Source organism: Thermus caldifontis, from assembly GCF_003336745.1.
Lineage (GTDB): Bacteria > Deinococcota > Deinococci > Deinococcales > Thermaceae > Thermus > Thermus caldifontis.
The window spans coordinates 40,166-54,068 of record NZ_QGMX01000003.1 but is presented as its reverse complement, the minus strand read 5'-3'; the positions used below and the strand labels follow the sequence as shown (position 1 = coordinate 54,068).

The window sequence follows — 13,903 nt, the reverse complement described above, 5'->3', positions numbered from 1 at the left end:
ACTAGTATGGAAAGCCCCCTTTTCGCCCTGGTTTTCTTGGGGTTAGTTATCTTCGTCTTAGCCTCCCTGGGTAAGAGAGAGGGTCTAGGAGGGCGGGACGCCTCCCTCCCGTATCGCCTTAAGCATTCCGTACTTACCCCGGCGGAGCGCTCCTTCCTTGGCGTGCTAGAGAGGGTGGTGCCTGAAGGGGTGAGGGTGTGGCCAAAGGTGCGCTTGGCGGACTTGCTCCATATAGATGCTGAGGGGAAGGAGCGGCAAGCAGCTTTAAACCGGGTGGTGGCAAAACACATAGATTTTCTCCTTGTGCGGGCCCAGGACGCCCGTCCCCTTTTGGCCATAGAGCTGGACGACCGAAGTCACCAACGGGAAGACCGCCGGGAGCGAGACCGTTTTCTGGAGGCCCTGGCACGACAGGTGGGGCTATCCCTAATGCGGGTGCGGGTTAAAGAAGGGTACGCCTTGGAAGAAGTCCGGCATCTTCTGGAGGCCCACTTGGCGCAAGTCCAAGGGAGCGAGGGCAAGAAGGGAGGAAGGGGTTAAAAAAAGGGGCTGGGTCTGGACCCAGCCCCTTGAGCCTGCCACTTTAGAAGTCCATGTCGCCGCCGCCTGCGGGAGCGGGGGTAGACTCCTTCTTCTCGGGCTTTTCCGCCACCACCGCCTCGGTGGTGAGGATGAGGGAGCCGATGGAGGCCGCGTTCTGCAAGGCAGAGCGGGTCACCTTGGCGGGGTCCACGATGCCCGCCTCCACCATGTCCACGTACTCCCCGGTGGCGGCGTTGAAGCCCAGGCGCAGGTTCTTGGTCTCGGAGAGGATGCGCTGCACCACCACGGAGCCCTCGTAGCCGGCGTTTTCGGCGATCTGGCGGGCGGGCTCCTCCAGGGCCCGGCGCACGATCTTGGCCCCGGTGGCCTCATCCCCCTCCAGGTTCTTGAGGAGCTCGTCCACGGCGCTGATGGCCCTGAGGAGGGTTACGCCACCGCCGGGCACGATCCCCTCCTCCACGGCAGCCCGGGTGGCGGAGAGGGCGTCCTCAAAGCGGTGCTTCTTCTCCTTGAGCTCGGTCTCGGTGGCGGCCCCCACCCGGATCACCGCCACGCCCCCCGCCAGCTTGGCCAGGCGCTCCTGGAGCTTCTCCTTGGCGTACTCGCTGTCCGTGGTCTCCAGCTCCTTCTTGATGCCGTTGATGCGGGCCTCGATGTCCTCCTTCTTGCCCTTGCCGCCCACGATGGTGGTCTCGTCCTTGGTGATCCGCACCCTTTCGGCCCGGCCCAGCATGGAGAGGGTGGCGTTCTCCAGCTTGAAGCCCAGCTCCTCGCTGATCACGGTGCCGCCGGTGACGGCAGCGATGTCCTTGAGCATCTCCTTGCGGCGGTCACCGAAGCCAGGGGCCTTCACCGCGGCCACGTTCAGGGTGCCCCGGAGCTTGTTCACCACCAAGGTGGCCAGGGCCTCGCCCTCCACGTCCTCGGCGATCAGGAGGAGGGGCTTGCCCGTCTGGGCCACCTGCTCCAGGATGGGGAGGAGTTCGCGCACGTTGGAGACCTTCTTCTCCACGATGAGGATGAAGGCGTCCTCCAGGACCGCCTCCATGGCGTCGGGGTTGGTGATGAAGTAGGGGGAGATGTACCCCTTGTCAAACTGGTACCCCTCCACGAACTTCAGCTCGGTCTCCAGGCTCTTGGACTCCTCGACGGTGATGATCCCCTCCTTCCCCACCTTCTCCATGGCGTCGGCGATCAGCTTGCCGACATCGGGATCGTTGGCGGAGATGGTGGCCACCTCCTCGATGGCCTTGCGGTCCTCCACGGGGATGGCCAGGGAGCGGATCTTCTCCACCGCCGCCTCCACCGCCTTCTCAATGCCCCGCTTGAGGGCCAAGGGGTTGGCGCCGGCGGCCACGTTCTTCAGGCCCTCCCGCACGATGGCCTGGGCCAAGACGGTGGCGGTGGTGGTCCCGTCACCGGCCACGTCGTTGGTCTTGGAGGCCACCTCCTTGAGGAGCTGGGCCCCGATGTTCTCCAGGTGGTTCTCCAGCTCGATCTCCTTGGCCACCGTCACCCCGTCCTTGGTGATGGTGGGGGAGCCGAACTTCTTCTCCAGGACCACGTTCCGGCCCCGGGGGCCAAGGGTTACCTTCACCGCATCGGCCACGGCGTTCACGCCGCGCTCCAAAGCCCTGCGGGCTGCCTCGTCAAACACCAGGATCTTCGCCATACCTCACCTCCCTTACTGCAGGACCGCCAAAAGGTCGCGCTCGGAGAGGATCACGTACTCCTCGCCGTCGATCTCGATCTCGGTGCCGCCGTATTTGGCGAAGACCACGATGTCCCCCTCCTTGACCTCGAGGGGCACCTTCTGCCCGTTCTCCAAGATGCGGCCCGTGCCCACCGCGATCACCTTGCCCTTCTGGGGCTTCTCCTTGGCGGTATCGGGGAGCACGATGCCGCCCTTGGTCTTGGGCTCCTCCTCAATCCTCTTCACCACAACCCTGTCGCCTAGGGGCTTGATCACCGTCTTCACCTCCGCAGCCATACTCACTCCCTCCTTTGACGCTCAAAGGCCGAGAGTGTCAAACCAAGGGTTATTATTTTGCCCCCGCGTCTTTTTGTCAAGGGGGTTGAGGGGGGTTTTATAAGGTGAGGGTCTGGTGGCCCCGCACCACCCGGAGGCTTATCCCATGGGCCAGGAGAAGGCCCTTCATGGCCAGGGCCCGGGCCAGGCCCGGGGTCTTGCCAAAGGCTACCCGGCCCTTTTCCCCCGGGTAGAGGAAGTATCCCTCGGGAAGCAGAAGAAGGACCCCCTGCCGGGCCTGGGCGGCTCCCCTTAGGGTTGCCTCCAGGAAGGATTCCTCCGCCCCCTGGCTGATGAGGAAGTAGGTGCTCCCGAAAGGGGCCTTGGGGGGAAGGGAGGGGCCTGGGGTAGGTTGCAGGCGGGCTAGGAGCGAGAGGGTCCTTACCAGGTGGGCCTTTCCCCGCCCTAAGGGGAGGACCTCCCCTGCGGAAAGGCCGTATTGGGCTCCTTTCTTTTCCGCCTGCAGGAGGAGCCAGGCGGCGAGGCTTGCCGCGTGGTCCAGGTAGGCGGGGTGGAGGCTTTGGGTGTCCAGGTGGAGGAAGAGGCCTCCCAGAAGGCTTTTTTCCACCTCCCGCACAAAGGGACGCCCCTGCCGGAGGCTTGCCTGCTTGGCCAGGAGGCGCAAGGAATCCCCGGGCTGGTAGGGTCGGAGGCCCTTGGCCTCGAGGGGGTCCGGTAGGCCGAAGGGCTCGGCTCTTCCCTCCAGGAAGAAGCTGGGGGCGGGCTCAAAAGGCGGCAGGGGCCGCAGGGAGGGGTAGACCAAGACCCTCCCTGCCTCCAGGCTGAGCAACCTCTCCCCCAGGCCCAGGGGGCTGGTTAAGCGGAGGATTAGGCGTAGGGGATGCTCTCCCCGCCGGCGGTAGCGGCAGGAAAGAGGCAGGGTCAACGGGATCTTCCCCCAGGCCATCCCGGAAAGCCCCCGGGGTTCCAAGCCCAAGGGGGCCGCAGGGAGGTTTTCCAGGCGGAAGAAAAGGGGAAGGGGGGCCCAGACCTCCACCGCCACCTGCCCCTCTCCCTCCTGGCCGGGGAAACCTGGGGCCAGGCCCTGGGCTTTGACCCGGACCTGGGCGAACCGGGGTGCCCGCCAAAGGGCGAGGAGGAGAAGGAGGGATAGAAGGCCCAAAACCCCTGCCACGGCGCCCTTCCTTTCCTAGGCCCTTTCCACCGGGGCGGGAACCGCCTTGAGGGCTTCCGCCACCAGCCCTTCCGGGCTGGCTCCGGCTAGCTCCGCCTCCAGCCGTAGGAGGAGGCGGTGGGGGATGGCGGCCCGGAAGGCCTCCTTGATGTCCTCGGGCACGGTAAAGCCTCGCTCCTGCAGAAGGGCCAGGGCCTGGGCCAGGCGCTCCACCTGCAACAGGGCCCTGGGGGAGGGCCCAAGCCGCACTTCCTCCCGGTTCCTGAGCCAGCCGGCCAAGGCCAGGAGGTAGTCCAGCACCTCCTCCGCCACCCGCACCCGGCGCACCTCCTGGCGCAGGGCCAGGATCTCCTCCCCTTGGGTCACGGCCTCCAAGCCCTCTAGCGGCTCCTTTTCCTTGAGGGCTTGGAGGAGGGCTTTCTCGTCGGGATAGCCTAGGGAAAGCCGGGCGGTGAACCGGTCCCGCTGGGCTACGGGGAGAGGGTAGGTGCCCTCCTCTTCCACGGGATTTTGCGTGGCCAGAACGAAAAAAGGCTCGGGCAAGGGGTGGGTTTTCCCTTCCAGGGTTACTTGGCTTTCCCCCATGGCCTCGAGGAGGGCGGACTGGGTCCTGGGGGTGGCCCGGTTGAGCTCGTCCACCAGAAGCACCTGGGCGAAGATGGGCCCCTTTTGCCATACCAGGTTTCCTTCCCGGTAGAGATAGACCCCGGTGAGGTCCTGGGGCAGGAGGTCGGGCGTCATCTGGGTGCGGCTAAAGGAAAGGCCCAGCACCCGGGCCAAGGCCTTGGCGAAAGTGGTCTTGCCGGTGCCGGGCACGTCTTCCAGAAGAAGATGCCCCCCAGAGAGGAGGGTGGCGAGGGAAAGCCTTAGGGTTTCCTCCTTCAGGAGGACCCGGCCCGAAAGGGCTCTTTGGATGCGGGGGAGGAACATAGCCTAAGGATATCCTTCAAAAAGGCTTCCGCCCTTTCCGCTTCCTCCTCCCCAGCCTTTCCCCCATAGCGCACGGGCAGGTAGAGGCCGGTGAGCCCCCAAAGGGGTTCCCTAAGCCCGGGGAGAAGAGGGGAAACCCTTTCCAGGTACTCCAAGGGCCCCTCGGAGGCCAGGCGGGGGAGGCCAGCCCTCTTAAGGGCCTTTAGGGCTTGGAAGTAGGCCCGCCGCACCCGGTCCTGGGGAAGGGCCTCTGGGAACGCCTGGGAGGCTTGGACCCCTTCCTTAGGGGTGGTGCCTGGCCTGCCTCTTTCCCGGTACCGCCAAACCAGGAATAGGAAGAGGAAAAGAAGGCCCAGGGTGAAAAGGGCGGAAAGGCCTGCCAAGGCTAGGCCCACCTCGCTAAGCCGCCTGGGCCCCGGTACGGCCTCCTTGGGGCTTTCCTGGGAAGGGGCGGGCACGGAAGCCGAAGGGGTGCTTTCCGGCGCGCTTTCCCCACCCCCTAGGGTGCCCAGGTAGAGGAGGAAGAGGCCTGCGGCCAAAAGGGCTAACAGGAGGGGTAAAAGGTGAACCCCCCGGTAGGGAAGCCTTTCCCCCCGGCCCAGAAGGGGCCAAAGGGCTAGGAGGATAAGGAGCAAGGCCAGGGGCTCTGCGTAGGCCAAGGCCCGGTTCAGGAAGGCGACCCACGGGGGAGGCTTCTCCTCTGGGGTGGGGTAGGCCACCACCTCCTTGGGCCCTGGCCCGGTTTCGGGGGAAGCCTGGAGGCTAAGCGAGGGTGGGGTGGGTAGGGGAAGGGCGGGGAGGCGCAGGGGGAGGAAGGCCAGGCCTGCCAGCAGGAGGCCTAGGATCCCCGGGACCCATAGGGTGGAAGCGGGGGTCCGAAAGGGCTCCCCCCGTTCCTGGGCGCGCCCATGGGCCTCCTCGAGGAGGCTTAACCCGTGCAAGAGCCCTAGCAGGAAAAGGCCAAGGGGGCCTAGCCAAAGGGCTGGGGGAAGGAGAAGGAGGCTGGAAAGGGGCCGAGCCTTGGTGGCCAGGAAAAGTCCGTAGAGGAGGAGAAGCCCAGAGGTCATGGCCCATCCCTGGAGCCAGGAGGGGAACGGGGAGGCAAGGGCGTGGAGAAGGCCAGGGAGGAAGGCTCCCCATAGGAAGGCTCCCGGATAAAACCGCTTGGCTAGGTGGAGGAGGAAGACGCCCAAGGCCAAAGGAGGGGTCCAGAGGGGCAGGAGGGCCAGAAGCCCTAGGCCCAGGAAGGGGGTAACAGGCCTCATCCCCCCTCCCGCTGGCGCAGGGCCTCGTAGAGGAGGAGGGCGGCGCTTACGGAAACGTTGAGGCTATCCGCCACCCCCCGCATGGGGATGCGCACCCGAACCCCCGCCCGGGCCAGCCAGGCCTCGGAAAGGCCTTCGTCCTCGGTGCCCAGGAGGAAGGCCACGCCTTTTTTGTAGTCTTCTTCCCAGTAAACCTTCTCGCCCTTGGGGGTAGCCGCCACGGGGAAAAGCCCTTTTTCCTCCAGGAAAGGGGCCACTTCCTCCTCGGCCACGGGAAAGACGGGCAAGGAGAAGACCACCCCGGTGGAGTTCCGGATCACCTGGGGGCTATAGAGGTCCACCCCTTCCGCCACCAAGACCAGGTCCACCCCCGCCCCATCCGCCGAGCGCAGGATGGCTCCCAGGTTGCCGGGCTTTTCCAGGCCCAAGAGAACCAGGACCAGGGGATGTTGCGGGAGCCGGACCCCCTTTAGGGACTTTTGGGGCAGGCGGAAGACCCCGATGACGGGAGGCGGGTTTTCCCTCACGGAAACCCGCTCCATAGCCTCTTGGGAGAACTCCAGAACAGGGGCTTGGCCCGCCAGGGCCCGGTCTTCCGGGGTGGCCTTAGGACCGAGGAGGAGGGTTTCCAAGCGGAGGCCGGCCCTAAGGGCCCTTTCCACCTCCCGCCGGCCCTCCACCAGGAAAAGGCCAGCCCGCTCCCGCTCCTTTCGTTCCTTCAGGGCGGCTAGGGCCTTCACCTTGGGGTTAGCGGGGGTTTGGATGCGCATGGGGGTCTCCCGAAAGGCGGATGGCAAAGCGGGCGATGCAGGGGCCGGAAAGCTCCAAGGACACCTCCTCCACCTGGGGGAACTCCTCTAGGAGGCGGGAAAGGCGAAGGAGGATTTCCTGGTAGGGGGTAGGGTCTACCTGGTCCCCCAGGGGTCGGGTGAGCTCCCGGGCATCCTTTTCCGTGAGGGGGGAAAGCCTTTCCCCCAAGGCTAGCTCTCCCAAAGGAGTGGGCAGGAGCAGGGTGAGAACGGGGCCGAAGAGGGGGTGGGGCTTGGCGGTGAGCCTGAGAAAAAGGCCTTCTCCTTGTCCCAAGGGAAGGCCAAAGCAGCGGAGGAGGGCCTCCTCCTCCTCGCGCCGTAGCTCCTTCTTGCCCTCCAAAAGCCTCCTTGCCTCCTCCAGGTGCAAGTCCGGGAAGTCGGGGAAGTGGAGGGGTTCTTCCCGCCAGGCCTTGTAGGCCCAGGCCCGGCTCAAGGCGATGGCCGCCGATTCGGGAAAGCGGTAGAGGGCCACCCGGCCCATAACCCTTGCCCGCACCCCAGGGGAGCCCATCACGCAGCCCAGGAGGAGCTTGTTTCCTTCCACCTTTTCCAAAAGAGCCAGGAACTCCTCCTCGCTGGCAAAGCCCATGGGTACGAAGAGGAGGAACACGCTTCCCGCCTCGCTTTCCATGGCTTCTTCCAGGGCGCGGGCAAACTCCTTCGCCCTGGCGGTGGAGCCCAGGTCCACGTGCTCCACGGCAAGCCCCCCTTCCCGTAGGGCCTCGAGGGCCAGGTTAGAGGGACCGGAGGCGTTGGAGATAAGGCGGACCCGGTTGTTCTCCGGAAGCTGTCCCAGGGCGAGGAGGGCGGCCACGTCAAAGGCTTCCTCCAAGCTGTTGGCCCGGATCACCCCAGCCTGGGCGAAGAGGGCCCGCACCAAAGGGTCCCGGGAGGGGTGCACCGCCAGGATGGGTTTTTTCTTGCCGATCCTCCGGGCTAAGCGGGAGAAGCGCCTGGGGTTGCCGAAGCTTTCCAGGTAGAGGAGGATCACCCGGGTTCTTTCGTCCTCCTCCCAGAACTGCAGGAGGTCGTTGGAGGAGATGTCCGCCTTAGCCCCTAAGGAAACGAAGGAGGAGATGCCCAGCCCCATGCCCTCCGCATAGGCCATCACCGCCCGTCCCAGGGTCCCCGACTGGCTGGAGATGGCCAGGGGTCCAGGTTTGGGGAGGGGAGCCAGGCCCGCCGCCAGGCGGACCTCAGGGTGGGTGTGGACCATACCCAAGGAGCCTGGGCCCAAAAGGCGCATCCCGTGGCGCCGGGCCTTGTCGGCCAGTTCCCTGGCTTCTTTTTCCGTAAAACCGGTGGTGAGGACGATGGCTGCCCGCACCCCCCGCCTGCCCGAGGCCTCGAGGGCCTCCCAAACCCGCTCCTTGGGCACGGCGATCACCGCCAGGTCCACGGGGCCGGGGATGCTCTCCACCCGGGGGTAGGCGAGAAGGGGCCCCACCGTGCTCCCCTCCTTGCCGATGGCCTCGTTCACCGGGTAGACGGGTCCTTGGAAACGGCCAAAGATGAGGTTTTCCAGGGCGCGGTAGCCGATGCTTTCCGGGTCGCGGCTCGCCCCCACCACCGCCACCCCCTTGGGGAAGAAGAGGGGGTGGAGGCTGGCCAAGGTGGAGACCCTCTCCCGCCACTCAAAGCGCTCCGCCACCCTTTCCTCCAGGAGGATCTCAAACTCCACCTCGATCTCGCCGCTATCCCGGTGGGCCCGCACCTGGAAGCCACTTTCCATAAAGACGTTGAGCATCTTCTGGTTCTCCGCCAGGACGAAGGCCTGAAACCGCCTTACCCCCTGCTTGGCAGCGATGAGGGCCAGCCGTTCCAAGAGCAGGGTACCCAGGCCCTTACCCTGGAAGGCGTCGTCCACCAGAAAGGCCACCTCGGCGGTGTCCTCCCCTTTGAGGCGCACGTACTCCCCCGTGGCCACCATCCGGGGAGGGTCCCCTGCCAGGACCATGAGGGTCACCTTTTCCTCCTCGGGTTTGGCGAAAAGGAGGAGCTCCGCCGCCTTTTCCGGAGAGATGGGGGAGAAGAAGCGCATGCGCAAGGACTCCGGGGATAGCCGCCTCAGGAACTCCACGAAAAGGGGGAGGTCCTTAGGGTTTGCCCGCCGTAGAAAGGCGGTGCGCCCATCCTTTAGGAGGACGGGGCCCTCCTCGAGGCCGTACTGGGGCGTGGGTGGGGGCACATAGCCCATGCCTTTAGCCTACTCCCTATAGCCCGGGGGTTATTCCTTTTCCCGCCCAACCAGGTGGCCCTTTCCCTGGATTCCCGGTAGCATGGGTCCATGCTCAGGCTGGATACCCGCTTCCTTTCCCGTTTCCCGGAGGCCCTCAAGGAGCATGCCCCCATCCTCTTAGGGGCCCGGGAGGCCCTTCTTTTCAAGCGGAAGGACCCCCAAAGCATGCTGGGCTGGATGGATCTCCCTGAGGACACGGAAACCTTAAGGCGTATCCGCCGCTACCGCGAGGCCAACCCTTGGGTGGAGGACTTTGTCCTTCTGGGCATCGGGGGGAGCGCCTTGGGGCCTAAGGCCCTGGAGACCGCCTTCAACGCAAGCGGTGTGCGCTTCCACTACGTGGACCACGTGGAGCCGGAGCCCGTGCTCCGGCTCCTTCGGGGCCTGGACCCCCGGAAGACCCTGGTGAATGCGGTTTCCAAGTCGGGGGCTACCGCGGAAACCCTGGCCGCCCTTCTCATCTTCCTAAACTGGCTTCGGGAAAACCTGGGGGAGGACTGGCGGCGGCACCTGGTCCTCACCACCGACCCCCGGCGGGGGGCGCTGCGGGCTTTGGCGGAAAGGGAAGGTCTCTTGGCTTTTGCCATCCCCGAAAACGTGGGGGGGCGCTTTTCCGTGCTCTCCCCGGTGGGCCTCCTTCCCTTGGCCTTCGCCGGGATGGACCTGGAGGCCCTCCTCATGGGGGCCAGGAAGGCCAATGAGGTGGCCCTGGCTCCCCTGGAGGAGAACCTTTCCCTAAAGACCGCCCTCCTGCAGCACCTCCACCGCCAGCTGCCCATCACCGTCTTCATGGTCTACTCCGAGCGGCTCAAGTACCTTCCCGCCTGGTTTGTCCAGCTCCACGATGAGTCCTTGGGCAAACGGGATGGGGAGGGCAACCGGGTGGGCACCACCGCGGTGCCCGCCTTGGGCCCTCAGGACCAGCACGCCCAGGTGCAGCTCTTCCGGGAAGGCCCCCTGGACAAGCTCATCGTTCTGGTGGTGCCGGAAAGGGCCACGGAGGACCTCACCCTGCCCCGGGTGGAAGGCCTCGAGGAGGAGGCGGGCTACCTCTTTGGCAAGGGCCTGTTCCAGCTTCTAAGGGCCGAAGCCGAGGCCACCTACCAGGCCCTGGCCGAGGCGGGGCAGAGGACCTACATCCTGTACCTCTCGGAGGTTTCCCCCTACGCCGTGGGCTGGCTTTTGCAACACCTCATGTGGCAGACCGCTTTCCTGGGGGAGCTTTGGGGGATCAACGCCTTTGACCAGCCCGGGGTGGAGCTGGGCAAGCGCTTGACCTTTGCCCTTCTGGGACGTCCCGGATACAGCGCCTAACCTTGGAAGCGTGGAAATAAGTGTATGATGCCCTAGGCATAAGGGGGTCGCTATGGACCGACTGGAGCCTTTGGGCATCAAACCGAGGAAACAGGTCTTTTGGAACACGGTTTCCCCCATCCTGGTGGAACACACCCTGGCCCGGGGGGAGGGGTTTTTGGCCCACAAGGGGTCCTTGGTGGTGGACACCACCCCCTACACGGGGAGAAGTCCCAAGGACAAGTTCGTGGTGCGGGAGCCCGGGGTGGAGGAGGAGATCTGGTGGGGCGAGGTGAACCAGCCCTTCGCCCCAGAGGCCTTCCAGGCCCTCTTGGAAAGGGTGGCTGCCTACCTTTCCGACCGGGACCTTTATGTCCAGGACCTTTATGCCGGGGCCGACAAGCGTTTCCGCTTGGCGGTAAGGGTGGTGACGGAAAGCCCCTGGCACGCCCTCTTTGCCCGCAACATGTTCATCCTCCCGCGCCGCTTCCCCGAGGACGACGAGGTGGAGCCCTTCGCTCCCGGCTTTACCGTGGTCCACGCCCCCTACTTCCTGGCCGACCCCGGGCGGGACGGCACCCGGAGCGAGGTCTTCGTGGGCATCAGCTTCCAGAGGAAGCTGGTGCTCATCGTGGGCACCAAGTACGCCGGGGAGATCAAGAAGAGCATCTTCACCGTGATGAACTACCTCATGCCCCAGCAAGGGGTCTTCCCCATGCACGCTTCGGCCAACGTGGGCAAGGGAGGGGATGTGGCCATCTTCTTCGGCCTTTCCGGGACGGGGAAGACCACCCTTTCCACCGACCCGGAAAGGCCTTTGATCGGGGACGACGAGCACGGCTGGAGCGAGGAGGGGGTATTCAACTTTGAGGGAGGGTGCTACGCCAAGGTTATCCGTCTCTCCCCGGAGCACGAGCCCCTTATCTATAGGGCCTCCAACCAGTTTGAGGCCATTCTGGAGAACGTGGTGGTGAACCCGGAAAGCCGCCGGGTGGAGTGGGATGACGACACCAAGACCGAGAACACCCGGGCCTCTTACCCCCTTGCCCACCTGGAGAACGTGGTGGACTCGGGCATGGCGGGCCATCCCAAGGCCATCTTCTTCCTTTCCGCCGACGCCTACGGGGTCCTGCCCCCCATCGCCCGCCTTTCCCCAGAGCAGGCCATGTACTACTTCCTTTCCGGCTACACCGCCCGGGTGGCGGGGACGGAAAGGGGGGTCACCGAGCCCAAGGCCACCTTTTCCGCCTGCTTCGGGGCACCCTTTTTGCCCCTTCACCCCGGGGTCTATGCCCGGATGCTGGGGGAGAAGATCAAGAGGCACGGCCCCAGGGTGTACCTGGTGAACACCGGCTGGACCGGGGGACCTTACGGGGTGGGCCGGCGTTTCCCCCTTCCCCTTACCCGCACCCTCTTGCAGGCGGCCCTAAGGGGGGCCCTGGAGGGGGTCCCTTACCGCCAGGACCCCGTATTCGGCTTTGAGGTACCCATGGAGGTACCCGGGGTACCGAAGGAGCTACTGGACCCGCGGGAAACCTGGGCCGACAAGGAAGCCTATGACCTCCAGGCCAGGAAGCTGGCCACACTTTTCCAGGAAAACTTCCGTAAATACGCCGACGGGGTAGAGGAGGTGGTGCTCCAGGCGGGGCCGAGGGTGGGATAGAAGCGAGTCTTCAAGGCTGGGCTTAGGGGCCAACCCCTTGCCAAGTAGGGCCGGGGGGTATTAGGCTCCTAAGTGGCAGGTAATGGAAGGGACAAATGTACTTCACCCCGGGATAAGGTCTTCTGGCAGAATGGTAGGCACCACCGTCTGGGGGACGGGTCTGCTATGAACCAAGCCTGGTTTAGCCGTTACGCCTGGGGAGTCTTGGGGTGGAACATCCTGGTGGCCCTCTGGGGGGCTTACGTGCGGGCCACGGGGTCGGGGGCGGGGTGCGGCGCCCACTGGCCCACCTGCAACGGGGAGATCATCCCCAGAACCCCCCAGGTGGAAACCCTCATCGAGTTCACCCACCGGGCCACCTCGGGTCTGGCCTTCCTTTCCGTGCTTCTTTTGGCTCTTCTGGCCTTCCGCCTCTTTCCCAAGGGCCATCCGGTGCGGCTGGGGGCAGGGCTGGCCTTTTTCTTTATGATCACCGAGAGCCTGGTGGGGGCCTCCTTGGTCCTCTTCGGGTGGACGGCCCATAACGTGAGCGCCGGCAGGGCCGTGGTGCAGATGGTCCACCTGGCCAACACCTATTTTCTCCTGGCCTCCCTGGCCCTCGCCGCCTGGTGGGCCTCGGGGGGTGCGCCTTTGCGCCTTAGGGGGCAGGGTGCGGTGGGGGTGGCCCTATTCTTGGGGCTTCTCGCGCTTCTTTTCCTGGGGATGAGCGGGGCGGTGACCGCTTTGGGCGACCTTCTTTTCCCTGTGCGGAATACCCTCGAGGCCCTGGAGCGCTCCTTGACCCCGGGTGAGCACTTCCTGGTGCGCCTTCGGGTTCTCCACCCCCTCATTGCGGTCAGCGTGGGGCTTTATGTGGTTTTTGCGGGCTACTTGGTGGCTCATCTGCGGCCCTCTTACCACACTCGCCGCTTCGCCCATGCCCTGGCCTACCTCTACGGGGGGCAGCTCCTGGCAGGCCTGGTGAACGTCTGGCTCAAGGCTCCCGTCTGGATGCAGATCCTCCACCTTTTCCTGGCCTATGCCGTATGGCTCCTCTTTGTCCTCCTTTTGGCGGCGGCCTTGGCCCAAGGGGCTAGGCGGGTGGAGCTGGGTGAGGGGATGGAAGCGGGGGTGCACCGGGGTACCGGGGGGGCTACCTGGAAGGACTACCTGGCCCTCACCAAGCCCCGGGTGATTAGCCTCCTCCTCTTCACCACCCTCCTGGCCATGCTCATCGCCGCCAAGGGCTGGCCAGGGACGGGCCTATTCCTGGTGGTGGCCCTGGGCGGCTACATGATGGCGGGAGCGGCCAACGCCATCAACATGGTGGTGGACCGGGATATAGACGCCCGCATGCGCCGCACGGCCAGAAGGCCCACGGTCACGCAGCGCATCTCCAGCAAGGATGCCCTCCTTTTTGCCTTCGCCCTGGCCCTCTTTTCCTTCCTGCTCCTCTGGTGGGGGGCGAACCTCCTCACGGCCACCCTGGCCCTCATGGGCCTTATCTGGTACGTGCTGGTCTACACCCTCTATCTGAAGCGGCGCACCTGGCACAACATCGTCATCGGGGGAGCGGCAGGGGCCTTTCCTCCCTTGGTGGGCTGGGCGGCGGTGACCGGCGATTTAAGCCTCTTTGCCTGGTACCTCTTCGCCCTCATCTTCTTCTGGACCCCCGTGCACTTCTGGGCCCTAGCCCTCATGATCCAGGACGACTACCGGGCCGTGGGGGTACCCATGCTGCCCGTGGTGTTGGGGGAGAGGGTGACGGTCCTGCAGATCGCCCTTTATGCTGTCCTTACCGCCTTGATCTCCCTCATGCCCCTTCTTTTGGGCGAGCTTGGCCTCGTCTACTTTTTCTTTAGCCTTACCCTTAATGTTTTACTTATCCTTAAGAGCCTTGCCCTCTACCGCCAGCCCGAGCGGAGGACGGCGGTTTCGCTGTATAAATACTCCATGCTCTACCTGGCCCTCTTGTTCGTGGCCATGGCGGTGGACCGGGTACTTTAGGGAGGGAAGCG

Annotated in this window: 11 protein-coding genes; 4 read left to right on the top strand and 7 right to left on the bottom strand. The window is 65.1% G+C overall.

The annotated features are described in order from the left end of the window. Positions 1 to 6: 6 nt before the first annotated feature. Positions 7 to 540: a DUF2726 domain-containing protein gene (locus DK874_RS05715; RefSeq protein ID WP_114313066.1), complete on the top strand. Its 534-nt coding sequence runs from the start codon at positions 7 to 9 to the stop codon at positions 538 to 540. Positions 541 to 583: 43 nt separating this feature from the next. On the opposite strand, the gene groL is transcribed toward DK874_RS05715, so the two are convergent. From groL to DK874_RS05680, 7 genes are all read right to left on the bottom strand, one after another. Further along, on the bottom strand, positions 584 to 2,215 hold the full coding sequence (gene groL / locus DK874_RS05710) for a chaperonin GroEL (protein WP_114313065.1): 1,632 nt from the start codon (positions 2,213 to 2,215) through the stop codon (positions 584 to 586). Positions 2,216 to 2,227: 12 nt separating this feature from the next. Next, complete coding sequence (groES, locus tag DK874_RS05705; RefSeq protein WP_054647140.1) at positions 2,228 to 2,533, bottom strand: co-chaperone GroES; 306 nt, start codon at positions 2,531 to 2,533, stop codon at positions 2,228 to 2,230. 97 nt (positions 2,534 to 2,630) lie between these two features. After that, entirely contained in the window at positions 2,631 to 3,707 is a 1,077-nt protein-coding gene (locus DK874_RS05700; protein ID WP_240307609.1) for a DUF58 domain-containing protein, read from the bottom strand. Between the two features lie 15 nt (positions 3,708 to 3,722). Next, positions 3,723 to 4,637 (bottom strand): AAA family ATPase, encoded by a 915-nt coding sequence (locus DK874_RS05695; protein ID WP_114313064.1) that lies wholly within the window; start codon positions 4,635 to 4,637, stop codon positions 3,723 to 3,725. Then, positions 4,589 to 5,902: a DUF4129 domain-containing protein gene (locus DK874_RS05690; RefSeq protein WP_240307608.1), complete on the bottom strand. Its 1,314-nt coding sequence runs from the start codon at positions 5,900 to 5,902 to the stop codon at positions 4,589 to 4,591. Before DK874_RS05690 ends, DK874_RS05695 begins: the two co-directional genes overlap by 49 nt. Then, the gene (locus tag DK874_RS05685; RefSeq protein WP_114313256.1) at positions 5,899 to 6,672 is read right to left on the bottom strand and encodes a TrmH family RNA methyltransferase; all 774 of its coding nucleotides are present in this window, start codon (positions 6,670 to 6,672) and stop codon (positions 5,899 to 5,901) included. The genes DK874_RS05690 and DK874_RS05685 overlap by 4 nt, the downstream gene beginning before the upstream one ends. Then, on the bottom strand, positions 6,650 to 8,908 hold the full coding sequence (locus DK874_RS05680) for a GNAT family N-acetyltransferase (protein ID WP_114313063.1): 2,259 nt from the start codon (positions 8,906 to 8,908) through the stop codon (positions 6,650 to 6,652). The genes DK874_RS05685 and DK874_RS05680 overlap by 23 nt, the downstream gene beginning before the upstream one ends. 90 nt (positions 8,909 to 8,998) lie before the next feature. Between DK874_RS05680 and pgi the strand changes: the two genes are divergently transcribed. From pgi to DK874_RS05665, 3 genes are all read left to right on the top strand, one after another. Continuing rightward, positions 8,999 to 10,264 (top strand): glucose-6-phosphate isomerase, encoded by a 1,266-nt coding sequence (gene pgi / locus DK874_RS05675; protein WP_114313062.1) that lies wholly within the window; start codon positions 8,999 to 9,001, stop codon positions 10,262 to 10,264. A gap of 52 nt (positions 10,265 to 10,316) precedes the next feature. Continuing rightward, positions 10,317 to 11,906 carry a phosphoenolpyruvate carboxykinase (ATP) gene (gene pckA / locus DK874_RS05670; protein ID WP_114313061.1) on the top strand — a complete coding sequence of 530 codons (1,590 nt, stop codon included), beginning with the start codon at positions 10,317 to 10,319 and terminating at the stop codon, positions 11,904 to 11,906. Between the two features lie 165 nt (positions 11,907 to 12,071). Continuing rightward, positions 12,072 to 13,892, top strand: coding sequence for a heme o synthase (locus tag DK874_RS05665; RefSeq protein WP_114313060.1), 1,821 nt, complete (start codon positions 12,072 to 12,074; stop codon positions 13,890 to 13,892). Positions 13,893 to 13,903: the final 11 nt, after the last annotated feature.

Excerpts from the sequence above, each read along its gene's own strand:
- DK874_RS05715 (WP_114313066.1), top strand. The coding sequence starts at position 7 with ATGGAAAGCCCCCTTTTCGCCCTGGTTTTCTTGGGGTTAGTTATCTTC.
- groL (WP_114313065.1), bottom strand. The coding sequence starts at position 2,215 with ATGGCGAAGATCCTGGTGTTTGACGAGGCAGCCCGCAGGGCTTTGGAG.
- groES (WP_054647140.1), bottom strand. The coding sequence starts at position 2,533 with ATGGCTGCGGAGGTGAAGACGGTGATCAAGCCCCTAGGCGACAGGGTT.
- DK874_RS05695 (WP_114313064.1), bottom strand. The coding sequence starts at position 4,637 with ATGTTCCTCCCCCGCATCCAAAGAGCCCTTTCGGGCCGGGTCCTCCTG.
- DK874_RS05690 (WP_240307608.1), bottom strand. The coding sequence starts at position 5,902 with ATGAGGCCTGTTACCCCCTTCCTGGGCCTAGGGCTTCTGGCCCTCCTG.
- DK874_RS05685 (WP_114313256.1), bottom strand. The coding sequence starts at position 6,672 with ATGCGCATCCAAACCCCCGCTAACCCCAAGGTGAAGGCCCTAGCCGCC.
- DK874_RS05680 (WP_114313063.1), bottom strand. The coding sequence starts at position 8,908 with ATGGGCTATGTGCCCCCACCCACGCCCCAGTACGGCCTCGAGGAGGGC.
- pgi (WP_114313062.1), top strand. The coding sequence starts at position 8,999 with ATGCTCAGGCTGGATACCCGCTTCCTTTCCCGTTTCCCGGAGGCCCTC.
- pckA (WP_114313061.1), top strand. The coding sequence starts at position 10,317 with ATGGACCGACTGGAGCCTTTGGGCATCAAACCGAGGAAACAGGTCTTT.
- DK874_RS05665 (WP_114313060.1), top strand. The coding sequence starts at position 12,072 with ATGAACCAAGCCTGGTTTAGCCGTTACGCCTGGGGAGTCTTGGGGTGG.